Source organism: Nitrospiraceae bacterium, from assembly GCA_021373015.1.
Taxonomy (GTDB): domain Bacteria; phylum Nitrospirota; class Thermodesulfovibrionia; order Thermodesulfovibrionales; family UBA1546; genus JAJFTJ01.
Genome location: JAJFTJ010000021.1, coordinates 82,700 through 107,544 on the forward strand (window position 1 = coordinate 82,700; position 24,845 = coordinate 107,544).

General features: G+C 38.4%; 24 protein-coding genes and 1 tRNA gene. 7 read left to right on the forward strand and 18 right to left on the reverse strand.

Annotated features, from left to right (window positions below; all coding sequences use genetic code 11):
- Nucleotides 1–2: 2 nt before the first annotated feature.
- The 6 genes from LLF28_08630 to pheT form a co-directional block, all read right to left on the reverse strand.
- Nucleotides 3–2,054 carry a response regulator gene (locus tag LLF28_08630; protein ID MCE5195494.1) on the reverse strand — a complete coding sequence of 684 codons (2,052 nt, stop codon included), beginning with the start codon at nt 2,052–2,054 and terminating at the stop codon, nt 3–5.
- A gap of 15 nt (nt 2,055–2,069) precedes the next feature.
- Complete coding sequence (locus LLF28_08635; protein ID MCE5195495.1) at nt 2,070–2,447, reverse strand: response regulator; 378 nt, start codon at nt 2,445–2,447, stop codon at nt 2,070–2,072.
- Complete coding sequence (locus tag LLF28_08640) at nt 2,444–5,053, reverse strand: PAS domain S-box protein (GenBank protein ID MCE5195496.1); 2,610 nt, start codon at nt 5,051–5,053, stop codon at nt 2,444–2,446. The genes LLF28_08635 and LLF28_08640 overlap by 4 nt, the downstream gene beginning before the upstream one ends.
- Nucleotides 5,054–5,235: 182 nt before the next feature.
- Entirely contained in the window at nt 5,236–6,276 is a 1,041-nt protein-coding gene (locus LLF28_08645; protein MCE5195497.1) for an AI-2E family transporter, read from the reverse strand.
- Between the two features lie 40 nt (nt 6,277–6,316).
- Nucleotides 6,317–6,973, reverse strand: a complete 657-nt coding sequence (locus LLF28_08650) for a gamma-glutamyl-gamma-aminobutyrate hydrolase family protein (protein MCE5195498.1) — start codon at nt 6,971–6,973, stop codon at nt 6,317–6,319.
- Nucleotides 6,974–6,983: 10 nt separating this feature from the next.
- Nucleotides 6,984–9,041, reverse strand: a complete 2,058-nt coding sequence (gene pheT, locus LLF28_08655; protein ID MCE5195499.1) for a phenylalanine--tRNA ligase subunit beta — start codon at nt 9,039–9,041, stop codon at nt 6,984–6,986.
- Nucleotides 9,042–9,191: 150 nt separating this feature from the next.
- Here pheT and LLF28_08660 point away from each other — a divergent pair, with 150 nt between their 5' ends.
- Both LLF28_08660 and LLF28_08665 read left to right on the forward strand, forming a co-directional pair.
- Nucleotides 9,192–9,593 (forward strand): DUF2914 domain-containing protein, encoded by a 402-nt coding sequence (locus tag LLF28_08660; protein MCE5195500.1) that lies wholly within the window; start codon nt 9,192–9,194, stop codon nt 9,591–9,593.
- 96 nt (nt 9,594–9,689) lie between these two features.
- The gene (locus LLF28_08665) at nt 9,690–10,187 is read left to right on the forward strand and encodes a YajQ family cyclic di-GMP-binding protein (GenBank protein MCE5195501.1); all 498 of its coding nucleotides are present in this window, start codon (nt 9,690–9,692) and stop codon (nt 10,185–10,187) included.
- 61 nt (nt 10,188–10,248) lie between these two features.
- On the opposite strand, the gene LLF28_08670 is transcribed toward LLF28_08665, so the two are convergent.
- The 6 genes from LLF28_08670 to thrS form a co-directional block, all read right to left on the reverse strand.
- Nucleotides 10,249–10,611, reverse strand: coding sequence for a hypothetical protein (locus LLF28_08670; GenBank protein ID MCE5195502.1), 363 nt, complete (start codon nt 10,609–10,611; stop codon nt 10,249–10,251).
- Nucleotides 10,612–10,668: 57 nt separating this feature from the next.
- Nucleotides 10,669–11,682 carry a phenylalanine--tRNA ligase subunit alpha gene (pheS, locus tag LLF28_08675; GenBank protein MCE5195503.1) on the reverse strand — a complete coding sequence of 338 codons (1,014 nt, stop codon included), beginning with the start codon at nt 11,680–11,682 and terminating at the stop codon, nt 10,669–10,671.
- A 14-nt stretch (nt 11,683–11,696) separates the two neighbouring features.
- A complete protein-coding gene (gene rplT / locus LLF28_08680) occupies nt 11,697–12,056 on the reverse strand; it encodes a 50S ribosomal protein L20 (GenBank protein ID MCE5195504.1) in 360 nt (119 codons plus the stop codon).
- A gap of 92 nt (nt 12,057–12,148) precedes the next feature.
- The gene (gene rpmI, locus LLF28_08685; protein MCE5195505.1) at nt 12,149–12,343 is read right to left on the reverse strand and encodes a 50S ribosomal protein L35; all 195 of its coding nucleotides are present in this window, start codon (nt 12,341–12,343) and stop codon (nt 12,149–12,151) included.
- Nucleotides 12,344–12,382: 39 nt separating this feature from the next.
- Entirely contained in the window at nt 12,383–12,877 is a 495-nt protein-coding gene (gene infC / locus LLF28_08690; protein MCE5195506.1) for a translation initiation factor IF-3, read from the reverse strand.
- 29 nt (nt 12,878–12,906) lie between these two features.
- Nucleotides 12,907–14,610 (reverse strand): threonine--tRNA ligase, encoded by a 1,704-nt coding sequence (gene thrS, locus LLF28_08695; protein MCE5195507.1) that lies wholly within the window; start codon nt 14,608–14,610, stop codon nt 12,907–12,909.
- 213 nt (nt 14,611–14,823) lie between these two features.
- Here thrS and LLF28_08700 point away from each other — a divergent pair, with 213 nt between their 5' ends.
- Nucleotides 14,824–15,966, forward strand: coding sequence for a metallophosphoesterase (locus tag LLF28_08700; protein MCE5195508.1), 1,143 nt, complete (start codon nt 14,824–14,826; stop codon nt 15,964–15,966).
- Between the two features lie 19 nt (nt 15,967–15,985).
- On the opposite strand, the gene LLF28_08705 is transcribed toward LLF28_08700, so the two are convergent.
- From LLF28_08705 to thiD, 6 genes are all read right to left on the reverse strand, one after another.
- A tRNA-Val gene (locus tag LLF28_08705) sits at nt 15,986–16,060 on the reverse strand.
- Between the two features lie 195 nt (nt 16,061–16,255).
- Nucleotides 16,256–17,512, reverse strand: coding sequence for a molybdopterin molybdotransferase MoeA (locus LLF28_08710; GenBank protein ID MCE5195509.1), 1,257 nt, complete (start codon nt 17,510–17,512; stop codon nt 16,256–16,258).
- Between the two features lie 60 nt (nt 17,513–17,572).
- On the reverse strand, nt 17,573–18,325 hold the full coding sequence (locus tag LLF28_08715) for a zinc dependent phospholipase C family protein (protein MCE5195510.1): 753 nt from the start codon (nt 18,323–18,325) through the stop codon (nt 17,573–17,575).
- Nucleotides 18,326–18,413: 88 nt separating this feature from the next.
- The gene (locus LLF28_08720) at nt 18,414–18,698 is read right to left on the reverse strand and encodes a GYD domain-containing protein (protein ID MCE5195511.1); all 285 of its coding nucleotides are present in this window, start codon (nt 18,696–18,698) and stop codon (nt 18,414–18,416) included.
- 331 nt (nt 18,699–19,029) lie between these two features.
- Entirely contained in the window at nt 19,030–19,827 is a 798-nt protein-coding gene (gene mtgA, locus LLF28_08725; protein MCE5195512.1) for a monofunctional biosynthetic peptidoglycan transglycosylase, read from the reverse strand.
- A gap of 41 nt (nt 19,828–19,868) precedes the next feature.
- Nucleotides 19,869–20,633 carry a bifunctional hydroxymethylpyrimidine kinase/phosphomethylpyrimidine kinase gene (gene thiD, locus LLF28_08730; GenBank protein ID MCE5195513.1) on the reverse strand — a complete coding sequence of 255 codons (765 nt, stop codon included), beginning with the start codon at nt 20,631–20,633 and terminating at the stop codon, nt 19,869–19,871.
- Between the two features lie 80 nt (nt 20,634–20,713).
- Between thiD and LLF28_08735 the strand changes: the two genes are divergently transcribed.
- The 4 genes from LLF28_08735 to LLF28_08750 form a co-directional block, all read left to right on the forward strand.
- Complete coding sequence (locus LLF28_08735) at nt 20,714–21,814, forward strand: DUF4388 domain-containing protein (protein ID MCE5195514.1); 1,101 nt, start codon at nt 20,714–20,716, stop codon at nt 21,812–21,814.
- 160 nt (nt 21,815–21,974) lie between these two features.
- Complete coding sequence (locus LLF28_08740) at nt 21,975–22,832, forward strand: dihydropteroate synthase (GenBank protein ID MCE5195515.1); 858 nt, start codon at nt 21,975–21,977, stop codon at nt 22,830–22,832.
- Nucleotides 22,833–22,865: 33 nt separating this feature from the next.
- Nucleotides 22,866–23,810, forward strand: a complete 945-nt coding sequence (locus tag LLF28_08745; protein MCE5195516.1) for an acetyl-CoA decarbonylase/synthase complex subunit delta — start codon at nt 22,866–22,868, stop codon at nt 23,808–23,810.
- A 1-nt stretch (nt 23,811) separates the two neighbouring features.
- On the forward strand, nt 23,812–24,845 hold a 1,034-nt coding region (locus LLF28_08750; GenBank protein MCE5195517.1), incomplete at its 3' end, for an acetyl-CoA decarbonylase/synthase complex subunit gamma.

Genomic DNA, 24,845 nt, shown 5'->3' on the forward strand with positions numbered 1-24,845 from the left:
CCTTAATGTTTATCCAGCATATCTCTCACCTTTTTTAAAAGTTCTGTGGGAGAAAGAGGTTTTGATATAAAATTTATGCCTTCTTTAAGGATACCTTTTTGTTCAATTAAATCTGCAGAATATCCGCTTACAAAAAGAACCTTTGTATCAGGTTTAATTTTCATTATTTCTTCGTAAACTTCTTTCCCGCTCTTTTTAGGCATAATAACATCTGCTATCACAAGCTGAATCTCATCCTTGTGCTTCTCAAATTTATCAACAGCGTCCTGTCCTTCAACAGCCTCTATGATCTGATAGCCGAATTCTTCAAGAACAAATCTCGAAAGGTCTCTTACATCAGCATCATCTTCTGCCAGAAGCAGTGTCTCTGTGCCTCTTTGCGGGGCATTGACTTCCTCATGCTTTATTGCTTCTGCTTTTGATTTGACAAGAGGCAAATATATCCTAAATATCGTTCCCTCACCATGTTCACTGTAAGCATTTATATAACCCCCATGTTTTCTCACAATCCCGTAAACAATTGAAAGCCCCAATCCTGTGCCCTTGCCTACTTCCTTTGTTGTAAAAAAAGGTTCGAATATCTTGTCTTTTATCTCAGGATCAATTCCTCCTCCAGTATCTGCAACTGAAAGGAGCGCATATTCCCCTGGTTCTCCGTATCCAAATGTTTTTACAAGAAGTTCATCCATCTTTACAAATTCTGTCTTTATGATTAACTTTCCTCCATTTGGCATCTCATCTCTGGCATTTGTTGCAAGATTCATCAATATCTGTTCTATCTGGCTGAAATCCGCATTAATTATCAGATCAGTTTTGTAAAGAGCTATTTTTAGTTCAATATCCTCGCCAAGAATGCTCGCAAGAAGTTTGCCTATCCTGCCTATTATGTCATTGAGATTTACAGGTTGAAGATCGGTTATCTGTTTTCTGCTGAACGAAAGCAGTCCATGCGTCAAATTTGTTGCCCTCTGAGTTGATAGAAGTATGCTATCAACGAAATTTCTCAGAGGATTGCCCTTTTCCATTTTTATCTGGATCAAACTCGCATAACCTAATATTGCTGTGAGTATGTTATTGAAATCATGCGCAATCCCTCCTGCAAGCTGTCCGACCGCCTCCATTTTCTGGGAATGCCTTAACTGTTCTTCGAGCTTTTTCTTTTCATCTTCATCATATTTGCGTTTTGTAATATCTCGCAGCACTGCAACAACATAATCCTTTTTATTATAGGGCACATACTTTGCACTTATCTCTACAGGAAAAATAGAGTTGTCCTTGCGCTTATTACCGCCTTCGAAAACTATCTTATTGCCGTTCTTTTTGATTTTTTCTAGCATTGTTTTCCATTTTTCATCGTCAGTAACACTTATATCTATATCCATTACTTTTTTGCCAAGCAATTCTTCCTGTGTATAGCCGAGGCTTTTGCAGGCATTATCATTTACAGTCAGGAATCTGCCTGTCTCGGCTTCTATTACAAAAATAGAATCACTCGACTGGTTTAAAAGATCCTGGAACAGAATCAGCTGTTCCTCCATTCTCTTTCTATTTGTGATCTCCTCGTTCAGATTCTTAACTTCTTCCTCTAGTTTCGAGGCAACAACAAGGCTGTATTTTCTTAAAAATTCCTCCTCCTCAGTTATAAGCTCCGCTGTAAGTGATTTCCTCTGTTTCCCTTTGCGCTTCTTAATGTCCTGCAGTATGCCGTTTAGTTCATCCCAGAATTCTTCGGAGTCTTTAGGTTTTATCATAAATGCTTCAGCGCCTATAGAAATCGCAAGCTCTGCTTCTTTAAAACCCGTATATACCGCTGAATAAAAAACAAATGGGATAGAACTCAGAGTTTTGATTTTTTTAATTTCTCTTAAAAAATGAAATCCGTCCATCTTAGGCATCAGGGCATCTGAGATTATTACATCAGGTTTTGCAGTTCTTGCTTTTTTTAATCCATCTTCTCCGTCCACAGCCTCTATGACTTCACATTTATGTTTTTCAAGGTTATATTTCAGGATTTTTCTGTCATCTGCATTGTCTTCAACAATTAAAACCTTCATATCACACCTCCAATGCTACTTACTACTTGACCCTTTGATAATTTCATGTATTTTATCTATTATCGTCAACGGATCAATCGGTTTTTCCAGATACCCGTTGCACCCTGCTTCCATGACTTTTTCCCTGTCTCCTGTCATTGCATAGGATGTAATAGCTATTATAGGAATACTGCCGTCAAAATCAGACTGCCTTATTTTTTTTGTTGTCTCGATGCCGTCAATGCCCGGGAGGTTAATGTCCATGATAATAAAATAAGGCTTTATTTTTCTTGTCAGCTCAAAACCTTCTTCGCCTGTTTTTGCAGATGTGACATCATATCCGCCGCGTTCAAGCGCATAGGTTATCAGACGGAGATTGTCCTCATTGTCCTCTATAACTAATACTGTCTTCATAGGGTTACCGGAATCCTTATCGTAAACCTGCTCCCCTTGCCTTCCTTGCTTTCTACCATTATCCCACCTTTTAAGATATCCTGCACCAGTTTTTTTGTTAAATATAAACCAAGCCCTGTTCCTGAAACTGTTGACTTTAGATGCGAGTCCAGACGAGTAAATGCTGAAAAAAGCCTCGGGATATCCTCTTCTTTAATTCCTATCCCTGTATCTTCAACTGAGATTTCGATAAAACTTGGAGTAACGAATGTAGATTTTACGCTCACGCTTCCTTTTTCTGTAAACTTAACTGCATTGCTGATCAGATTCATTACAGCCTGAAGGAGTCTTCGCTTGTCTGTGTGCATTATCTGATGAATTGATTCAACCTTAAGCTTAAGCTTTTTATCTTGAATCTCATGTTTTAGAACATTTACTGCCTCTTGAATTACAGGATCAAGATCAAAGTCTTCGATATTTATGTCTATCATTCCCGCCTCAATCTTTGAAACATCTATCACGTCGTTAATAAGCGCAAGCAGATGCTTGCCTGACCTCAAGACAGAAGAAAGATTCTGCTTTTGTTCTTTGTTCAAAGGTCCCATCCATTCATTAAGAATAATGCTCGAAAACCCTATGACCGAATTTAAAGGCGTCCTGAGTTCATGGCTCATGCTGGCAATGAACATGGATTTGAGGCGGTCAAGTTCTTTAAGTTTAGCATTGGCTTCTGTAAGTTCTGCTGTGCGCTCTTTAATTTTTTCTTCCATCTCAGTATATGCTTCTTGAAGCGCTTCTTCTGTGTGCCTACGCTCGGTGATATCTCTTGCTGTAGACAAAGCTCCTATAACAGTTCCACTTAAATCTTTAAGAACACGGCACCACCAAGCCAAAAGACGCCTTTCTCCATCCCTTCGTCGCTGCCAGCTTTCAACATAAATAATATCCTCGCTTCCAGCAAATAAAGGGCTGACCATGTTGTAAGTCTTTTGTTCCCCCTCAAAATATAAATCTGCTTCTTTTCCAATGACATCATCACCAAAAAATTCATAACCTGCTTTGTTTGCCCATGTATATATTTTGTTGTTGTCAACTTCCATAATAATATCTGGAATTGCAGCCAGTATTGCCTCGGTTCTTAGAGTTATGGACCGCAACGCCTCTTCTGCTCTCTTCCGTTCGGTGATGTCAGTGATTGAGGCAATCATGCCTGAGATATTTCCTTTTACATCATGAAGCGGTGCAGCATTTATGGATAATAGTGTTTTTGTCTTATCAAAATGCTCAATAGCATGCTCTATGTTAAAAACTGGCTGTTTGGTTCGCATTACTTTGGCAAACGGGAGTTCTTCTTCTGGAAAAAAGTTTCCGTCAATTGCTGCTATATTCCATGCAGGATCATTATAAGTTCGTTCTGCAAGCTTGCTTTTTTCCAGCCTTAAAATTGCCTCAGCAGTCTTATTGGCAAATGTTATCTTCCCGTTATAATCAACAATGGTAATTCCTTCTGGAATAGTTTCAATGATACTAGACAACCTTTCTTCCTTTTTAAGCAATGTTGCTTCAATTCTTCTACGGCGGATTATATTAGAAAGCAAAGCAATGATAATCAATGCAAAAAGCAAAAAAACACAAATAACAGACCAGACCAGAAGCTCATTTGCACGATAGAACGAATAAGGCCTGTTTTTGATGATGCTTCCCTTAGGAAGATATTCTTCATCAATTCCCCATCTCTTCATCCCAGCATAATCGAACATATATTTGTTGGGGCTTTGTTTTAAAACTTGTATTTTTTCAATAGGCTCTCCGTTTAAAATACGCAGTGCCATTTTTGCCGCTGTCTCACCCTGATAAAAGCCGCTCACAACCATTCCGCCGACAACACCAAGACCTACCCTGTCACCGGTAACAACAAAACAAGGGACACTGCTTGATTTTGTAAGCAGCTCTACGCTTTCCTGCACACTAAATACATGGCCTGTCTTATCCTTAAAATGCGCCAGAAGAAGCACAAGGCTGTCGTCTTCCAATCTGCCAAGTTTTTCCTGCATTTCTTTCATTGTCATATTACCCAAAGACAGAAAAACAAATTTTGCCCTATTCTGAAATTCAGGAATAAGACCACGCACTATATTTTCATGGGCAATACCTGTTTTTGTTCGGTCGCTGACAACAATAACCTGTTTTGCGGAAGGTCTGAGTTTTAGTGCAACCTCTATTGATGCTTTGTAATCTATGACCTCTATAACACCTGTTATCTTCTTCTGTCCTTTGAGCATTGAATCTTTATAATCATTTATTCCGCAGAATACAACAGGCACGCCAAAAAAGAGCTTATTGCGGTATTTTTTTATAAACTCAAATGCATCATTGTCAGAAACAAGAATCAAGTCAAATCTATCTCTGGAGAACTTATGCTTGAAAAGTTTATATACATTCAGCAAATGTTGTTTGTCAAAAACTCGTTTTGTATCAAGATATTCGCAATGAAGTTGAATATTAGGACTCGCATTAAATACTGACTTAATGCCTTCCATCTCAAGGTCTGACCATAGATAACCGGGATTATAAGAATTGATTATCAGGACATGCTTTTTTTCAGTTGTATCTTTTGCATCCGGCAAACTTGGAATGAAAAACAATACAAAGAAGATGTTTACAGCAAACAGGATACGAATAAAACAGAAAGGATTCCGAAAATTCTTAGGAGAAACTATACTTGCTGATATATTTATCCCATTACAATACTCCTATCAAATCAAAAAATCATTGTCAAAACATATCAGAACATTTTTAAATTATATGTTCAGTCCTCATCTGCGCTTCTGAATATCGCAAATACCGAGAAGAAAAGAGCAAGAATAAGAGGACCTATTATGAACCCGATAATGCCAAAGGCGCTAAGGCCTCCAATAATACTGAATAGCACAAAAAGCGTGGGGATCTTTGTCCTGCCGCTCACTATTATCGGCCTGAGCATATTGTCTATTATTCCTATTACAAGAGTGCCGAAAACAAGAAGGGCTATGCCTTTTGCATAGCTTCCTGTTGTAATGAGGTAAATACCAACCGGACCCCAGACAACAAAGGTTCCAAGAACAGGGAGAAATGATACAACAGCCATAACAGCTCCCCATAATACAGGCGAACTTATGTTAAGGGCGAAAAAGGCAAACCCTCCCATAACTCCCTGAATCAATGAGACCATAACACCGCCGTACAGAGTTGATATTACCATATCTGTTATTTCTCTCCCGAGTCTTTGTTTCTGCTCATCTGAAAAAGGCAGGTAGTATTTTATTGTTTCCAGAAAATCCGGGCCGTCTTTCAAAAAAAAGAAAAGCGCAAAAATCATGAAAACAAAGTCCAGAATCAAGCCTGTAATGTTTTTTATCCAGTCTGAAAAATGAGCCACTACACTTTGTCCGTATGCTTTTATATTGCCTGTTATGATATCTGCAGGAGAGACATTCTCCAAATCGAAATACGATTTGACTTTTGAAACAAAATGAGAAACCCTTTCTGAAGCAAAAAAATCAGTTATGAATTCTATGACTCCTTTGTCAGTCTTCTCGGCAAGAGTCGTTAGTTCGTCTATGAGCAGAAGGAACAATGACAGCAGAGGACCGATAATCACAAGTATCGCAATAAGAACAGTTATTGAAGATGCAACTATCTTTGACTTCACGAATTTAAGCACAAGCTTATACAAAGGATAAAACACAATTGTGAAAACTGCAGCCCATATAAGCGATCCGATAAAAGGCTTTAATATAATATAAGTGAGATAACCTAGAACAACCAGTATGGAAACAGATGTTAATACATAAAATCTATTAGACCTCATTTTATGTCTCCTTAAAGATTACATATATTAAGCTCATTTATCACGCCTTTGACACAAATGTTTTAAAAATCGCTTCTGATAATATGTCGTTCATTCTTTCAGGATGCCACTGCACCCCAAGAAGGAATGGATACTTTTCACTGCATATTGCTTCGATAATATTATCGTCAGAAACAGCTATCGCCTTTAGCTTATCTCCAAGCATTTTGACAGCCTGATGATGAAAGGAATTCACAGTATATTTACCTTCTTTGAAAAATTTGTTTTTCGAGATTTCCACGGAATGTCCTTGATCCTTGTGTTCCAGCGAATCATCGACCTGTGAATTTATATCCTGATACAAGCTTCCTCCTGTTGCAACATTAATAAGCTGCATTCCATAGCATATCCCGAGTATTGGCTTCCTTAATTTGATTATCTCATGAAAAAGAGAAATTTCAAAATCGCTCCTCTCCTTGCTGACAATATTAAGCGGGAAATCATTAGTTTCTTTGTAATATGAAGGTTCGAGATCACCGCCACCGGGAATAAGAAGTGCATCTATTAATTCAGCAAGCGTTTTGATATTTTTTGAAGGGGAAAGAATAACAGGACATCCGCCTGCTCTCTCAACAGCATCTGCATATTCCTTATTGAGTTTCAGAAGCTGTTTCTGACCAGATGCTGCAATGTCTGAAGTTATGCCTATGATCGGCATAAATTATTCCTCAGACTCTTACTTCTCCGCCAGCCTCAGTTTTGAGGTAGCTGATAATGCCTTTATGAAGTTCTTCTATGTCTGTCTCAGCCAGAGTTTTGTTTTTTGACCTCAGCCTGATTGTAAAAGCCATGCTCTTTTTGCCGTCAGGGATATTTTTGCCTTTATACAGATCAAAAACAGATACATCCTCTATTAATTCTGACGGATATGCCCTTATAAGCTTTTCTATATCAAAAGAACTTACTTCATCGTCCACAACTATAGCCAGATCCCTCTCAACATAAGGAAATTTCGGGATTGAGGAATATTTTATTGACTGAGGCGCAAGAGATATTAGACGGTCGACATCTATCTCAAAAATAATAATTTCAGGCTTTGTTATCTTAAGATCAAGCTTATCGACCACAACAGGCGAAAGCGAGCCGACAAAACCTACCTTAGTTCCGCCTGCATTGATATCGCATGACTGTCCGGGATGCAGGAAAGGTTCTCTTGATTTTGAAAATGTACGGACTTTTATATGAAGAAAATCTATTAATGATTCCAACATCCCCTTTACAGAGTAAAAACTGTGGCTTTCATCTTTCCAGAGAGAATGACTTTTTTCTCTATAGTAGATTCCTGCAAGGCTTGATATCTCAAGAGGCAGCGGCCTTTCAATATTCTCAAAAACCTTTGCTGTTTCAAAAAGCCTTATATCTTTTACGCCGCGCGCAAAATTATACATGAAATTATTTATCAGAGAGGGTATCAGTGTTGTTCTGAGCAAAGATTCTTCTTTTCTCAAAGGATTTTTTACAGGCAGAGACTTGCGCCTTCTGTCATTTTCAGGCAGTTCAAGCTTATCGAGCTCGGCCTCGTTCATAAAGCTGAAGTTTACAGCTTCGTTGAATCCGTCCTTTCTTATGACATCTTGTATCGCTAAAAGAACATCATGTCTCCTGTCAGACACACCGGCAGATATAACAGCTCTTGGGATCGTGGTTTTTATTTTGTGATATCCGTAGAGTCTCGCTATTTCTTCGATCACATCAATATCTCTCTTTATATCAAGTCTGAAAGAAGGCGGAGTGATGCTGAATGATTCTTTTGTCTTATTAACCACTTCGATATTTAATCTCTTGACTATGCTGATCATATCTTCAATGTTTAATTTTGTGCCAAGAATTTTGTTCACCTTGTCAATTTTTACTATTATTGATCTGGGAGGATGCTTTTTTGAATAAACATCAATTTTTTTATAGACCTTGCCGCCGGCAGCCTGATGTATTAAAAAAGCAGCTCTGTCAAGAGTAGTGCTTAAAAATTCGACATCCGCCTCTCTCTCGAAACGATATGAAGCCTCAGTCTTTAATCCAAGTGTTTTAGATGTCTTTCGTATTGAAGCAGGATTAAAAAATGCGCTTTCAAGAAAAATATCTTTTGTAGAATCAGAAACTTCTGTATCTAAGCCGCCCATAATCCCTGCAACAGCAATTGGATCTTCTGCGTCCCATATAAGAAGCGCTTCGTCAGGCAGTTTTCTTTCGATCCCGTCGAGTGTTTTAATTTTATTATCTTTTCCTGCGATCCCGACCTTTATTGTTCCGCCTTTCAGCGTCTTGAGATCAAATGCATGCAGCGGATGGCCTAACTCAATCAACACATAGTTTGTGACATCAACAATATTATTGACTGACCTCATACCGCATTGTAAAATCTTTCTCTTCAGCCAGTCAGGAGATTCTCCGACTTTAACATTCTTTATTATTCTGCCTGCATATCTCTGACAGAGATCCGGATCGAGTATCTCAATCTTGAAATCAGGCCTTACTACTTCCTCCTTAACCATATATTCGGGAAGTTTTAAAGGTATGTTAAGGATTGCGGAAAGTTCTCTTGCAATCCCAAATATGCTCAGGCAGTCAGGCCTGTTTGGAGTAACATTAACTTCAAAAACAGTATCACCTTCAACAAGCTCTTTGGCCTCAACTTCAAGACCTATCATTGTCAGTTTGCCTGCAAGATCATCAGGGCTCAGTGTAAAATGAATAAAATCTTTTAACCATCCTAAGGGTAAACGCATGATTGGTATTATATTATCAGTAGATATTAAATGACAAGTCTTATTATTATTTTTGCAGGTTTCTGCTGAACTTTTGATTGTATATTGACATGATATATTTTTTACGATACGCTCTTAGAAGAATTAAAAAAACGAAATTAGGGAGGCAAAATGAAAAAACAGATTGCACTTACAATTATCCTTGCAGTAATGGCTTTTTTAGTATTTTTCTCAATTACTGCTGAAAGCTCAGAATTCACAATAGAGCGCATGGTAACATCAGCTGGAGTTGAAAACAAAGAACCTGTAGATGTAAAAGACACCTTTCCTGCAAACGTCGAGAAAGTTTTCTGTTTTATAGAAGCACGCAATATTACAGAAGACTCGATAATAACTGTTGTCTGGTCTAATGCAGGCACTGAAATACTAAAGACAGAACTTCAGCTAAAAAAGGGTTCTAAATGGAGAACATTCGCAAATAAAAATATTCATGGGATAAAGGGCGACTGGAAAGTTGAGGTTAAAGACAGTCAGGGGAATATTGTAAAGGCAGTAAACTTTAAGGTCGAATAACAAAAAACTTTTGAAATATCTAAGAACGGGCTTGCTGTTTAAACCCGTTTTTTATTAAATTAATCCATATTACATTAATAAAAGAGGAGATAAAAAATGGCAGATGAGCATTCATTCGATATTGTAAGCAGGGTTGATATGCAGGAAGTACTGAATGCCGTGCAGCAGTCAACAAAGGAGATAAGCCAGAGATTTGACTTTAAAGGAAGCAAAAGCAGCATAGAACTCAGCAAGGAAAAAACTGAAATAACAATTCTCTCTGATGACGAGAATAAACTAAAAAGCGTTATAGACATACTCCAGACAAAGTTTGTAAAAAGAAATGTGTCTCTCAAATCTTTAAGTTATGGGAAAATCGAACAAGCAAGCGGGGGAACTGTAAGGCAGTTAATCACAATACAGCAGGGAATCCAGCAGGAAAAAGCAAAAGAGATTGTTAAGCTGATAAAAGATTCAAAAATTAAAGTGCAGGCAGAAATACAAAAAGACCAGTTAAGAGTGAAGGCTAAAAAAATAGATGACCTCCAAACAATTATGGGACTTATAAAATCCAAGGACTTCGGAATTCATCTGGAATTTGTAAATTACAGATAAATATCTTCAAAAATTATCTGGAACAATGATATGTTCTTTAATCTCCGCAAACAGTACAAATCTATTTTTTGCAGACTTCAGAGAGAGCGCTCCAGACAACACCGGACATAAGATATCCGTGAGAGTCAGGCCTGTTTGACACATACTTGTCAACTGTATCGTATACCTGCTGGTTTGTCATGTTGCGGCCATTCATACATACCACCATATCGACAAATATGCCTTCTGCAGGAGTCATAGCTCTTTCATTCTGCTGACGCGTAAAATCAACTGCTGCTTTCAGATTAGTCCACGCCTCAAGAACTCCCACAACATAAAAAAACTTGCTTTGTTCAGGCAGATTCTTCCATTCGCCTGCTTTAAATGCAAGCGCAGTACTTGAAAATAAAAATACAATCACTATTGCTGTGATAAACCTTTTCATGCTTTCCTCCTTTTTTGCTTTTAATATTCAGACGGATTAAACTTGCGAATAGAAAATTTAAAACTGTCTAAGGAATCTGATATCGTTTTCAAAAAAGAGCCTGATATCGTCTATAGAGTATTTGAGCATGGCTATTCTTTCGACTCCCATGCCAAATGCAAATCCTGTGTAAATCTCGGAATCGTAGCCCACCATCTCAAATACGCGGGGGTTTACCATGCCTGCGCCGAGGATCTCGAGCCATCCTGAATTTTTGCACACGCTGCACCCTTTGCCTTTACATAGGATGCAGCCCATATCTATCTCTGCAGAGGGCTCGGTAAAAGGGAAAAAACTGGGTCTGAATCTCAAAGGCACCTCAGGTCCAAACATCCTGTGTATGAACAATTCAAGCACTCCTTTTAAGTCGCTGAATGATACATCTGTGTCAACCATCATCCCCTCTACCTGATGAAACATCGGAGTATGGGAAACATCTGCATCACATCTGTAAACCTTGCCAGGAGCGATAAATCTCAAGGGCGGTTTCTTTTTTTCCATTACCCTGACCTGAACAGGCGAGGTGTGTGTTCTTAATATCACATCATCCGTGACAAAAAATGTATCCTGCATATCTCTTGCAGGATGGTTTTTAGGAAAATTAAGAGCCTCGAAATTATAATAATCCAGTTCAACCTCAGGACCTTCTTCAACGCTGAATCCCATCTGCACAAATATATCTGATATCTCATTTAATACTTTTGTAATGGGATGTTCTCTGCCGAATGAATGACTTTTACCCGGGAGCGTTATGTCTATGGACTCGGAGACAAGCCTTTTGTTAAGGTCTTTTTTGCTGAGGATTTTTTCTTTTGAAGATATTTCTGATTCAATATAATCCTTGAGTTCATTCAAGGACTTGCCCATTATTTTTTTTTCTTCGACAGACAGCTTGGGAAGGGCTTTTAGTTCTTCTGTGATTAAGCCTTTTCTGCCGAGATATTTTACCCTGAGATTCTGGAGTTCAGCTACTGAGGCAGCTGTCTCCAGTTCTCCAAGGAATATTTTTTTCAATGAAGCAATATCAGCCATGCTTCTTAATGGCGTTAGGCAGCAATGTTCTTTTTAACAGTTTCTGCAAGTTTGCTGAATCCAGACGGATCATTGTATGCCATATCAGCAAGAACTTTTCTGTTAAGACCGCTGTTTATTTTCTTAAGCCCGGTCATAAAACCACTATAGGTCATGCCGGCAGCTCGGACTGCAGCATTTATTCTTATTATCCAAAGCGCACGGAATTCACGCTTCTTGTTCCTTCTGTCTCTGTAGGCATACTGCATTGCCTTATCTACTGCTTCTGTTGCTATTCTGAAAAGGCGGCTTTTAGCGCTGTAATAGCCTTTTGCCCTCTCAAGTACTTTCTTTCTTCTTCTTCTGGTTTTAAAACCACCTTTAGCCCTCGGCATTTAAATCCTCCTTATTTATTCACCAGATGCACATTCAATATTGCAAGATTCAAGGTGTTCTTGCATTGTAGTCCAGGTATGCACCGCTGATTTTATTTGTTTAATAGTTTTTTTATGCTTTTTTCCTGAGTCTTGTCTACGAATGATCCTTTTCTTAATTTTCTCATCCTCTTTGATGGTTTCCCTGTAAGAATATGGCTTTTATTAGCCTTGCTTCTTTTTATCTTTCCAGAGCCTGTAAGTTTAAATCTCTTGGCCGCTCCCCTGTGTGTCTTCATCTTAGGCATTTTAACTAAACTCCTTGTGTCATTAATTTTTATTTTTAATTACTTTGGTCCTAAAACCATAGTAATATTCTTGCCTTCAAGTTTAGGCACCATCTCTATGTTGTATTCTCCTGGAAGCAGTTCTTTTATTCTGTCAAAAACCAGCATGCCCAGTTCAGGCCTTGCCATTTCTCTTCCTCTGAAGAACATAGTGACCTTTGCCTTGTTTCCGTCATCTAAAAACCTTCTGATATTTCTTACTTTAAGTTCCAGATCATGGATATCGATCTGAGGCCTTACCTTTACTTCCTTAACATCAATCTTTTTGCCTGCGGTCTGTTTTTTCCCGAGTCTGTATTTATATTTTCCGAAATCAAGAATCTTGCATACAGGAGGATTTGCCTCTGGTGAAACCTCTACTAGGTCAAGATCTTTTTCTTCTGCGATCTTTAATGCCTCTTTTGTAGGAACAACTCCTACCTGTTTGCCTTCATCATCAATAAGCCGCACTTCCTTTGCCCTGATATACTCGTTTACTCTAATATTTTTACTTATACTTTCACCTCCAATGTTAATTGTGCTGTCTATTTCCTGCTTTTCAGCAGTTCGTTTATTATCCCAATAAATTCATCAATTGTAAATGGCCCTGAGTTTTCTCCATTACGTTTTCTTATTGTTATCTTCTTCTCAGCCGATTCTTTGTCGCCTATTATAACCAAATACGGAACTTTTCTGATAGTGGCTTCTCTGATTTTATAGCCGATTTTTTCATTATCACAATCGATCTCAGACCTGATCCCTCGTTCATTTAGCAGATGAACAATTTCTTGTGCATAGTCAGTGTGTCTTTCTGCGATCGTGAGTATTTTCACCTGAACAGGCGCAAGCCATAGAGGAAATGCGCCTGCATAATGCTCTATGAGAACACCGAAGAACCTCTCAAGTGAGCCCATCAGAGCGCGGTGTATCATTATGGGTCTATGCTCTCCTCCGTCGCTGCCTCTGAAATTTATATTAAATCTTTCCGGATTATTAAAATCAACCTGGATTGTGCTGCACTGCCATGCCCTGTTCAATGAATCTTTTATCTTAATATCTATCTTTGGCCCGTAGAACACGCCTTCTCCTGGGTCTATTTGATAAGACAGCCCTTTTTTATCCAGAGCCTGTTTTAATGCATTTGTCGCCCTGTCCCAGCTTTCAAGAGTACCGACATACTTTTCAGGTCTTGTTGAAAGATAAACATCGTATGAATCAAATCCAAAAGTATTTAAAACAAACAGCGTAAAATTCAGTATCTTAAGTATCTCATCTTCTATCTGTTCTTCCATGCAGAAGACATGCGCATCGTCCTGAGTAAAACCACGTACCCTCATAAGACCGTGCAGAACACCTGAACGCTCATATCTGTAAACAGTGCCAAGTTCAGCATATCTTATCGGGAGTTCGCGGTAACTTCTTAAGGAACTCTTATAGACCTCAATATGGAAAGGACAGTTCATAGGCTTAAGCTCATATTCAACTCCGTCTATCTCCATCGGAGAATACATGTTGTCTTTATAAAAATCGACATGTCCGCTTGTCTTCCAGAGATTCAGTTTTGCTATATGCGGTGAATAGAGCATCTTGTAGCCTGCTTTAAGATGTTCATTCCTCCAAAAATCTTCTATCGTCTTTCTTATTATCGAGCCGTTAGGATGCCATAAAACCAGTCCGGGGCCAATCTCTTCGCTCAGGCTGAACAAGTCCAACTCTTTACCGAGTTTTCTATGGTCTCTCTTTTTTACTTCTTCAAGAAAATCGAGATATTTTTTAAGTTCCTTTTCGTTTGTATAAGACGTGCCGTAAATCCTCTGAAGCATTTTATTCTTTTCATTGCCTCTCCAGTATGCACCGGCAACACTCAACAGCTTAAAAGCCTTTATTATTCCTGTTGAAGCAGCATGCGGCCCGCGGCACAAGTCTACAAAACCACCTTCTTCATATATAGTGACATTTTCATCTTTTATTTCATTAAGAAGTTCGATCTTGTAGTCTTCTTTGTTATTGGTGAATATCTTGATGGCTTCTTTTTTAGAAACAATCTTTTTAGCAAAAGGAATGTTGTTCTTTATTATATCTGCCATCTTTTTTTCGATCTTCGCAAGGTCTTCAGAAGAAAATGGAGTGTCTATATCAAAATCATAATAGAAACCTTCATCGATAGCAGGACCTATTGCAAGTTTTGCTTTTGGAAACAGCTCTTTAACAGCATGCGCCATTATATGCGAGGTGCTGTGCCTGTAAATCTCTCTTCCTTCAGCAGTATCAAAATTAATGGGTTGTCCTTCTTCTGTCTGCAGTTTAATTTTACATCCTCCTCTTTGATTTCAAAAAAGAATATTATACACTATACAAAAACTCTGCATTACAGTCAACAAAATGAAACCTGATATTGTTAACGAAAATAAGCAGGATTTCATTTATAATTTAAAAATGATTAAAACGGGAAAGGAGTCTTAATGAGCATTTTTTTAATAACTTTCTTTTCAATCTACTCTTTAATGCACTTATATCTTTTCCTTAAAGCAAAGGCTGCCCTATCTTTTGGATTAAGAACAAGCATTGTTTTTTCAATCATAATGCTGTTAATGATCACAGCTCCTCTTATTGTCCGTGCTTTTGAAAGAGCCGGACATCAGTCTTTAGCCTTGATTATGGCTTACACAGGATATATCTGGCTTGCTGCCATATTTCTTTTCTGTTCAATTTCATCTGTCATGGATTTTTATCGATTGTTAATAAGCATTGCAGAATTTATTTCAAAAAAAAATCTTTCTTTTATAACCCTCGCACCAAAGTCTTATTTCATAATCTCTGCGGCAATGTCACTGATGATTACTTTCTATGGCTATTTTGAGGCAAAAAATATACGAACCGAAAAAATAATAATAAGAACCTCCAAGATTCCAAAAGAGATCGGAGCCTTGAGAATAGTACAGATATCAGATGTACATCTGGGACTGATTATAAGAGACGATCGACTAAAGCTGATTCTGAACAAGGTTAAATATGCAGATCCTGACATCTTCATCTCAACAGGCGATCTTGTGGATGGGTACATGCCAAAATCCAATAATCTTGAAAACATGATTGCAGAAATTAATCCGAGATACGGAAAATTTGCAATAACAGGAAATCATGAATTCTATGCAGGACTTAAAAAAGCAATACAGTTTACAGAAAAGACAGGCTTCAAAATGCTCAGAGACGAGGCAGTTAACATTGCAGGAATAATTAATATTGTCGGCATAGACGATCCAGCAGGGAAACTCTTTAACATATCCAAAGTTATTACTGAAAGAGAGTTGCTCTCAGCCGGAGATAATAAAAACTTCACTTTATTACTCAAACACAGACCTGCTGTAGATAAAAATTCCATTGGCTTATTTGATTTACAGATCTCAGGCCACGTGCATAAAGGACAGATATTCCCATTCAGCATTCTGACATGGCTTTATTATCCTGTTCATGCGGGATTTTCAAATATCTCAGATATAAGTTCCTTGTATGTGAGCAGGGGCACAGGCACATGGGGACCGCCAATCAGATTTCTCGCATCGCCTGAAGTTACAGTCATAGAGCTTGTCTCGATTGATCACTAGTTGAAGTTACTTGGATAAATGGTAGGCCCGGGCGGTCTCGAACCGCCGACCTCTTCCGTGTCAAGGAAGCGCTCTCCCCCTGAGCTACGAGCCTGAAATATTGGAAATTAATTAAAACCAAAACAGCATTATCTTGTCAAGTTTAACTGTTTTTTCAATTATAGAGTGAATAAAACAGATAAGGGTATCACGTTTTCGCTCATTCTCGGTCGGATCGCCCTCCGAGGTGAATCTGCCTATGGCATATTCAAATCCGCTCAAGCGCAATACCCTTGTCTGTCTGGTTTTTCTAAAAAAACAATCTTACTTCTACTGATTCACCCTGCTCTAATCCAAGTTTCATTAATGGTATTACCACAATCCCATCAGCCTTAACAAGAGTTGTTATCAATCCGGATTTTCCAAGTATGGGATTTGCCCATATTTCATTGTTTCTTTTCTCAAGACTGACTCGTATATAATCTTCCCTGCCGGAGCTCGATGATACATTCTTGGACATCTTTGCAATCACAAAAGGCTTTTTGTCTATTATTTTTTTTTGTTCATGACCTGTAAGTTTTTTCAAAACAGGTTCTATAAACTGTTGGAAACACACAGTGATGGCTGCAGGATGCCCCGGAAGTCCGAAAACCGGTTTGTTATTTATAAGACCGCCTATCATTGGTTTACCGGGTTTTATTGAAACGCCGTGAAAAAGCACACCCGGGGTTCCAATATCATTTATTATCTTTGCTGTCATATCACGCGTTCCAACAGAGCTTCCGCCTGTAATAAGAACCATGTCAGTTGTTTTCAAGGAGTCCTCAACGCTTTTTTTAATAACAGAATATTCATCGCGAAATATGCCTTGCTTTGCAGGTTCACATCCGGCCTCAAGTATCAAGCCTGAGAGATTAAATGAATTTATGTCTCTTACCTGTCCTTCATTAGCATCACTTGCTGCTGAGACAATCTCGTCACCGGTGGAAATAATAGAAACCTTAGGTTTATCGTATATCTTTACTTTTGTTATCCCAAGTCCTGCTAAAGCTCCTATGTCCTGTGGTCTAAGCCTATGTCCTTTTTTGAGCACGAGTTCATCTTTTTTTATGTCCTCGCCTTTTTGTATAACATTTTCGCCCGGCGCAGCAGGTTTTAAAACCTCGATCATTTTTTCATCAATACTCTGCGTATGTTCTACCATAACAACAGCATCAGCATTGACAGGAAGCATTCCTCCTGTTGCAATTTTCACCGCTTCATTTTTATTAATAACTGCTGATGGGATTGTGCCCATTAATATTTCACCTGCGACATTCAGATAGGAAGGCAGTCCTTCTGTTGCTCCAAATGTATCTGATGATACAACTGCATACCCGTCAACAGTCGAACGTGCAAAAGACGGAAGGTCTTCAGTTGAGTGAATATCTTTGGAAAGAATCCTGCACAAGGCATCTTGTATATTGAGAGTTGATTCGGAAGGCAGAAGAGGAGATAATTTTTCAAAAATAATATCGAGCGCTTTTTCAGCAGTGATAATCTCTTCTCTTCCTAACATGTCGCGCATGTGTTTTAATAGCATTTTGAGAAGTGATTAGTCAATCATCTCAATATTTTTGTAATATCTTCAAGAAAGCTTATGTACCTTCTTATATGTATGACTGCCAAGCGGATTTTCTTTCAGAACAGTTGACTTACGACCATTTTGAAGAAGGTCAACCATCATGTACAAGGATTCATCATGAAATTTTTTTATCTGTTCTTTTTTAAATTTCGGATTAATAGAAAATTTTCTGTCCATAAAACTACTGAACTTTTTTTGATGCAGACCTGACAGCAAAACTACACTCTTAAAAATCCGCTTGTTTGTTTTAAAAGAAAAAACAAATCTTTCGAGCGATTTTTCGAGAAACAAATCGTTTCTCAGCTGAACTTTTCTATCTATCGCTATTGCCTGAAACCAGTAGCTTTTATCAACAAGGCTGTCTGCTTTAAGTTCAAGGAATGTGTGACTGACATTTTTTCTTCCATTAGTAAGTTTTTTGTGGGCAACGGTATCAGCTGCAAGATGAGTTAAATAGCCATACGCAAATGCCTTTTGCTGATGGGTCTTTGCAGAGTCAAACAGATTGAGTGCAACTTCCCAGCTGTGAGAACTTTTTTCATTAGGAAGATATTTCTTACCGACAATCATGTCGGCCATAAGATTGCCGTAGAGAAAATCATTTCTGTATTTTCTGATAAGTGCATATACACATGCAGGAAGCAAAGAACCAAGATAATACACTTCGCTGCCCAGGTATATGTGTGTTAATGGTCCCCATGCTAATGCATTTGAAGGAACAATAATAAATAAAAAAATCGTCAGGAGCTTAATCATTGCTTATTTGATAAATAATAAACTTATCTATTATGGTAACAAATAGAACAAAGAAATTTCTATTCTATTTTGGAAGGGGGAATAGAAATCACTTTATGTTTTTTATAAAATTCTCCACTGGAACAGCAGCAAGCGTAAGAAGCTGAACTGAACCTCTCGAACCAAGTTCTACCGACATTTTCATAACTGCATCGTTATCAGGCGCCTCGACAATATTCACAAAATCGTAAGGACCCAGAACCGCAAACTGTTGTTTTACTTTCACTCCCATTTTCTCCAGTTCTTTATTTACTTCAAGTATTCTTTCGGGTTTTTCCTTTATTGTTTTTCTTCCTTCGTCAGTGAGAGTGCTGAGGATAACATAACTTGCCATGAATACCTCCTTTCAAACAATTTAATGGTATGAAAATCAGGAGAACCCCCTTCCTGAAAAACTTATACTCCTGTTCATTGATTATGTCAAACACAAAAATATCAGAATTTATGTTTGACAGATAATAATTAAAGTGATATATTTTAAAAAACTTTAGGAGGATTAAAATGGCATGTAAAGCAGGTCACAAAGGTAAAGCTAAATGCAGTGCAAAAAAGAAGGTTGTAAAGAAAAAGGCAGTAAAAAAGAAAGTGGCAAAGAAAAAAGCAGTAAAGAAGAAAACAGCAAAAAAGAAGAAATAAGTTAAGTAATTTTTAAACAGTCAGTTGTTTTATAGGCCCAATGGGCTTGTGAACCAAGAAGGGGTTTCAGTAGTTGCATCGGAATTTTCTTTTCTGCCGCCTGAATTTAATTCACCATTAAATTCAGGTGCAACTACTCCCCTTTTTACCATTATTTCATAGATAAGATTAGCCCTCGATGTTGCATAATTTGAATCACTCAATGGATTGTATCTCTTTGGATTTGGCAAAACCACAGCAAGCCTCGCTGCTTCCATCGGAGCAAGTTCTGAAGCAGATTTGTTGTAGTAATATTTTGATGCTGCCTGAATTCCGAATATTCCGTTATCGCCCCACTCTATAACATTAAGATAGAGTTCAAGTATTCTTTTTTTCGAAAGGCTTTTTTCTATTCTCCATGTGAGTATAGCTTCTTTAATCTTTCGAATCGGATTTTTTGACGGTGTAAGGTAAAGATTTTTTACCAGCTGTTGTGAGATAGTGCTTCCGCCTGCCTTGAATTTTCCTGTCTTAAAATCTTTCTCAAGAGCCTTTTCCAGCGCCTCGTAATCAAAACCTTCATGACTCCAGAATTTGTCGTCCTCTGCGATTAAAACAGCTTTTATAAGATATGGTGATATTTGAGAAAGCGGGATCCATTCCTGCTGAATATTATAATGTTTTCCTTTTTTCTCCCATTCTTCTTCTCTGTACTCCATAAATGACGTTTTCTTTGGATTCTCTTTTCTGAGCTTGGAGATATTGGGATGTACAAGAAAATATACAACAGGAATAATAAATAAAATAAAAATTGCAGCAGCTATTTTTTTAAAATTTATCTTTCTCATTTTGATTCTTGGTCTATCAGGCAGGCACTGATTAGTTTTTGTTAAAGGTTTAAAATCCCCATGCCGTTTCCTAGAAAATATGCATTTTTGATTGCATTGTCAATATAATCCTTTGCCATCTTTACTGCTTCAATAATCTCATATCCCTTTGCAAGATAAACGGTTATTGCTGCAGAAAAAGCGCAGCCAGTGCCATGAAATTCTCCTCTTATTTTTTCAGACTCAAATCTTTTAAATTCTTCACCGTCATAAAATAAATCAACCGCTGAATCTTTTAAATGTCCGCCTGTTATTATAACAGCTTTTGTCCCCATGTTTTTCAGTATCCTTGCAGACTTTTTCATGTCATTTTCGTTTTTTATGCCAATGCCTGTCAGCAGTGATGCCTCGTACATATTCGGAGTGATCACAGCAGCAATAGGAATCAGAATATCCTTGACAGTACTAATTAAATTATCATCAGCAAGACTCATTCCTGAAGAAGACACTGCAACAGGATCTATCACAAGATTGCTAAGCGAATATTTTTTTATTCTTTCAGTAACTGCCTCAACGATCCATTTGTTGAAAAGCATGCCTGTTTTTAATGCATCAGGTTTTATATCTTCCAGAAGCACGTCCATCTGTCCTGCAAAAAAATCTTTATCGATGGATGACAGAGATTTCACTTTCATTGTATTTTGTGCTGTAAGCGCTGTTGGAATTGAAAGCCCATGAATACCTAATGACTTAAATACTCTAATGTCTGCCTGAAGTCCTGCACCGCCTGTTGGATCAGAACCTGCTATTGTCAGAGCTGCTTTCATTCTGAATTATACAATCGGCCGAAGCCTCATGACAAGTTATTGTCTTTTCGCAAGCTATGATATGTGATATCATTTATCCCATGGAACATGTATTAGACAGCAGATATAAAAACATAAAGGAATATGGATTCCCTGAAGTGTTTCTGGGCATCTGTAATTCTAAAAAAACAGGAACTCTGCATCTTAAGAATTGGCCCGCTGAAAAGAATATTTATATCAAAAACGGAAAGATCATTTTTGCTTCATCAAATATTGAAGAAGATTGTCTGGGAATAAGCCTTCTTACAAAAGGCAAGATCACAGTAAGCCAGTATTATGAATCTATACAGATATTGAAAAAAACCGGCAAACAGCATGGGACAATACTGATAGAAAAAGGCTATCTGTCAAAAGAAGAAGTAACAAGCGCAGTAAAAAAACATATTGAGGAAATAATATTAGGGATATTCAGATGGGGAGGAGGCTATCTGTTTTTTGAAGAAGCTCCTTTCAGCATCGATGAGTCTATAATTCTCGAATCTGAAGTCTCCCCTTTAATATATAAAGGCATAAAGAACATAGACAGCTTCCCACAGATAAGAAATGCTCTTCCGTTGAGCACAGTTCTGCATCCTTCTGCTGACTCTGACAAAACAATAAAAAAATTAAAGATCACATCTGATGAAGAAAAAGTTTTAGCATTGCTGGACGGCAAACGAAGTATTCTGGACATTCTTAAATACTTGAGAGGAAACGATCTAGAGATACTTAAATTTTTATACACTCTAAAGACAATAGGTGCAGCTTTCGAAGAAGATCGCCATGATACAAGCAGAGAGTTTCTGAATGATGTTACGAGGCCTACAAACAGTCCTGAGATACTTTACAAAAAAGGGATCGAACTTTTCATGAACAGAAAATTTGACCAGTCAACCGATATTTTTCATATGGCAGTAGATTTAAATCCCCAGAAAGCAATGTATCATTTCTATCTTGGACTCTCTTTTCTTAATTCATCCAAGTTCGAAGAAGCTGAAAGGGCGCTGCTCAAAGCAGTCGAGATCGAACCATTCAATGATGATTTCTATACAGAGCTTGGGATTTTATATGAGAAAAAAGGTCTGTGCGACAAAGCAAAAAAAACTTTTGAGTTTGCTCTCAGGATCAATCCTCATAATGAAAGAGCAAGAGAATCTCTATAACATAAAGTTTTTTATAGCTGCATAAAAATTTAAAATCGCAAAAAAGACTCAAAAATCTTTACTGGCTGTTCTCCTTTGTGTTAACATTTTTTATAAGTTCCCTCCATATTTGCTGGCGTTTTAGCAAAGCCCAAATTAAAAACTTAGGAGGTTTTACAGGATGCTGATAATAGGTGAGAAGCTCAGCATAATAGCAAAAAGAGTCCGGGAAGCAATGCTGAAGAAAGACAAGGCTCCGATACAGGAGATTGCTGTGTCTCAATGGAAAGCCGGCTCAGGAATGATTGACGCAAACATAGGTCCAGCAGAAGATAATGGTGAAGATCTAATGCAGTGGATGGTGACAACTATTCAGGAGGTAGTACCCCTTCCAGTATGTCTTGACACAACAAACGCAAAGGCTATCGAAGCCGGGCTTAAAATCCATAACAATAAATGGGGAAGACCTCTGATAAATTCAACATCAAACGATCCTGAGAGATTCCCTATATTAGAGCTCGGCGCCAGATATAATGCTCAGGTAATAGGCCTGACCGTTGGGAAAGGCGGACTTCCTGCCGACGCTGAAGAGAGGGCTGCTATTGCAGCTGAGATTATGGCAAGGGCTATGGAATATGGATTGCCGCTTGAAGATTTATATCTTGATCCTCTTGTGCTTCAGATAGCAACTTCGCAGGATCACGCACGCAAGGTTATCGAGGCTGTGAAAATGTTCAGAGAGATGAACGATCCACCGATGAAAACCGTAGTAGGCCTGAGCAATATTTCTAACGGCTGTCCTAAACACATAAGACCAATTTTAAATAAACACTATTTTATAATGCTGGCGAATGCTGGCTTGACTGCAGCCATTGCTGATGCGGTTGAGATGAAGGAAGCGGTGAAGGAGAAAAAAATCATCGACGACGTTATGTCAGGAAAGAAAATCGACGATGCTGACAAGATGGCAGAGATAAAAAAAACAGTGGATGTGATAATGGGAAGAACCCTTTACGCACATTCATATTTAGAGATGTAAAAAAAAATAAAAATACTTTCACGAGGAGGTAAAATGGCTTTTGTTGCTCCAAAAGAAAGCTATTCAGGAAAAGTATATCAGGTAAATATAGGCACAGGTCCTAATGCCGTGAATTTTGGCGGTGAAAATGTGCTTCCATTTCATTCATTTGAAGGAACGACTCCAAATCATCCTCTGATCGCATATGAGATACAAGATGTTCCTCCAACAGACTGGCCGGAGAACGTTCAAAAACCATACAACGGTTGTTCTGACGATCCCGTAAAATGGGCAAAGTTCTGCCAAGACGATCTCAAGGCAAAGGCCATCGCGCTAAGACTTGTAGGAACACATCCAGACAGAGAAAACAGAAGCGCTGAAGAAGCTGCAAAAACAGTAAAAGATGTGCTCTCGGCAGTCAATGTTCCACTCATAATCCTTGGGAGCAATCACAGCGAAAAAGATTCATCGGTTTTGATTGCTGCAGCCGAGGCTTCAAAAGATAAAAATTGCATAATCGGCAAAGCGCAGGAAGCAAACTACAAAACAATAGCTGCCGCAGCAATGGCTAACAATCACAAACTTGTCGCAATGTCAGAGCTTGACATCAATCTCTCAAAACAGCTTAACATTCTCATAACACAGATGGGTTTTGACAAAGAGAAGATCATAACAGACCCGATGTGTTCTGCTCTGGGATACGGACTTGAATACACCTATTCGGTTATGGAAAGAATAAGGCTTGCAGCTTTAACACAGAATGATATGACAATGCAGCCTCCAATGCTTGCTGATGTTGGTATGTACGTATGGAAGGTCAAAGAGACACAGGCAAGCGAATCAGACGTCCCGCAGTGGGGCGATGCTGAAAAAAGGGGAATAACATGGGAAGCAGTAACTGCAGCAGGACTGCTTGTGGCAGGAGCTGAACTTCTTATAATGAGGCATCCAAAAGCAATAGAAGCAGTAGAAAAACTCATTGCTGAGTTCGGAGGATAATATGGCTCTAACAGGCGTTGAAATATTCAAATTACTGCCAAAGACCAACTGTAAAAAATGCGGACATCCGACATGTCTTGCATTTGCTATGAAACTCGCGCAGCGTCAGGTCACTATTGACCTTTGTCCTGATGTCTCGGAAGAATCGAAGAGAATGCTGGGAGACGCATCAGCTCCCCCTGTAAGACCTATAACCTTTGGTACAGGTGATAAGGCTGTAAAAATGGGTGAAGAAACTGTTTTGTTCAGACATGAGAAAAAATTCGTTAATCCATGCGCACTAGCTGTTGAGATAAAAGACACTCTTTCTGAAGCTGATATCAAAAAGAAGATCGAAGAAATAAAAACATCGGAGATTGACAGGGTCGGACAAAAACTCAGAATAGACGCAATAGCATTAACAAATGAATCGTCAGAAAAAATAAAATTTGAAACAGCGGCAAAAATCATTGCAGAAAATGCCGGCGAGATACCAGTGATGCTGTCAACTACCGATCCTGCTTCCGCTGAAGCAGCAGTAAAACATTTTGCAGGCAAAAAACCAATAATCTATGGAGCGAATGCGTCAAATGCCGAGGCCATGGCAAATATCGCAAAAACAGAAAAAGCTATACTCGGTGTTGTTGAAACTGGACTTGATGAACTCTCAACGCTTACTGAGAAGATAAAATCACTAGGCGTAGAAGATATGGTTATAGACTCAGGCGCAAAAAAAGTAAAAGATATAATCGAGAATAACACCGTAATAAGACGTGCAGCAATAAAAAAGAATTTCAAGCCGCTCGGTTATCCTGTTGTTAACTTTGTCCAGAGAGAAGACAGCCTCTACGAAACACTCATTGCGTCGATAGGCATAACAAAATATGCGTCTATCATCGTTTTGAGCAGCATCGAGAAATGGAAAAACATCGCCTTGTTCACTTTAAGACAGAACGTATATACAGATCCTCAGGTGCCGATGCAGGTTGAACAAAAGATATATAAGATCGGAGAGCCTACGACAGATTCGCCTCTGGCGATCACGACAAATTTCTC

Bases quoted from the DNA above. Each gene is read 5' to 3' on its own strand.
- LLF28_08630 (MCE5195494.1), bottom strand. From the start codon at position 2,054: ATGAAGGTTTTAATTGTTGAAGACAATGCAGATGACAGAAAAATCCTG.
- LLF28_08635 (MCE5195495.1), bottom strand. From the start codon at position 2,447: ATGAAGACAGTATTAGTTATAGAGGACAATGAGGACAATCTCCGTCTG.
- LLF28_08645 (MCE5195497.1), bottom strand. From the start codon at position 6,276: ATGAGGTCTAATAGATTTTATGTATTAACATCTGTTTCCATACTGGTT.
- LLF28_08650 (MCE5195498.1), bottom strand. From the start codon at position 6,973: ATGCCGATCATAGGCATAACTTCAGACATTGCAGCATCTGGTCAGAAA.
- pheT (MCE5195499.1), bottom strand. From the start codon at position 9,041: ATGCGTTTACCCTTAGGATGGTTAAAAGATTTTATTCATTTTACACTG.
- LLF28_08660 (MCE5195500.1), top strand. From the start codon at position 9,192: ATGAAAAAACAGATTGCACTTACAATTATCCTTGCAGTAATGGCTTTT.
- LLF28_08665 (MCE5195501.1), top strand. From the start codon at position 9,690: ATGGCAGATGAGCATTCATTCGATATTGTAAGCAGGGTTGATATGCAG.
- LLF28_08670 (MCE5195502.1), bottom strand. From the start codon at position 10,611: ATGAAAAGGTTTATCACAGCAATAGTGATTGTATTTTTATTTTCAAGT.
- pheS (MCE5195503.1), bottom strand. From the start codon at position 11,682: ATGGCTGATATTGCTTCATTGAAAAAAATATTCCTTGGAGAACTGGAG.
- rplT (MCE5195504.1), bottom strand. From the start codon at position 12,056: ATGCCGAGGGCTAAAGGTGGTTTTAAAACCAGAAGAAGAAGAAAGAAA.
- rpmI (MCE5195505.1), bottom strand. From the start codon at position 12,343: ATGCCTAAGATGAAGACACACAGGGGAGCGGCCAAGAGATTTAAACTT.
- LLF28_08700 (MCE5195508.1), top strand. From the start codon at position 14,824: ATGAGCATTTTTTTAATAACTTTCTTTTCAATCTACTCTTTAATGCAC.
- LLF28_08710 (MCE5195509.1), bottom strand. From the start codon at position 17,512: ATGCGCGACATGTTAGGAAGAGAAGAGATTATCACTGCTGAAAAAGCG.
- LLF28_08715 (MCE5195510.1), bottom strand. From the start codon at position 18,325: ATGATTAAGCTCCTGACGATTTTTTTATTTATTATTGTTCCTTCAAAT.
- LLF28_08720 (MCE5195511.1), bottom strand. From the start codon at position 18,698: ATGGCAAGTTATGTTATCCTCAGCACTCTCACTGACGAAGGAAGAAAA.
- mtgA (MCE5195512.1), bottom strand. From the start codon at position 19,827: ATGAGAAAGATAAATTTTAAAAAAATAGCTGCTGCAATTTTTATTTTA.
- thiD (MCE5195513.1), bottom strand. From the start codon at position 20,633: ATGAAAGCAGCTCTGACAATAGCAGGTTCTGATCCAACAGGCGGTGCA.
- LLF28_08735 (MCE5195514.1), top strand. From the start codon at position 20,714: ATGGAACATGTATTAGACAGCAGATATAAAAACATAAAGGAATATGGA.
- LLF28_08740 (MCE5195515.1), top strand. From the start codon at position 21,975: ATGCTGATAATAGGTGAGAAGCTCAGCATAATAGCAAAAAGAGTCCGG.
- LLF28_08745 (MCE5195516.1), top strand. From the start codon at position 22,866: ATGGCTTTTGTTGCTCCAAAAGAAAGCTATTCAGGAAAAGTATATCAG.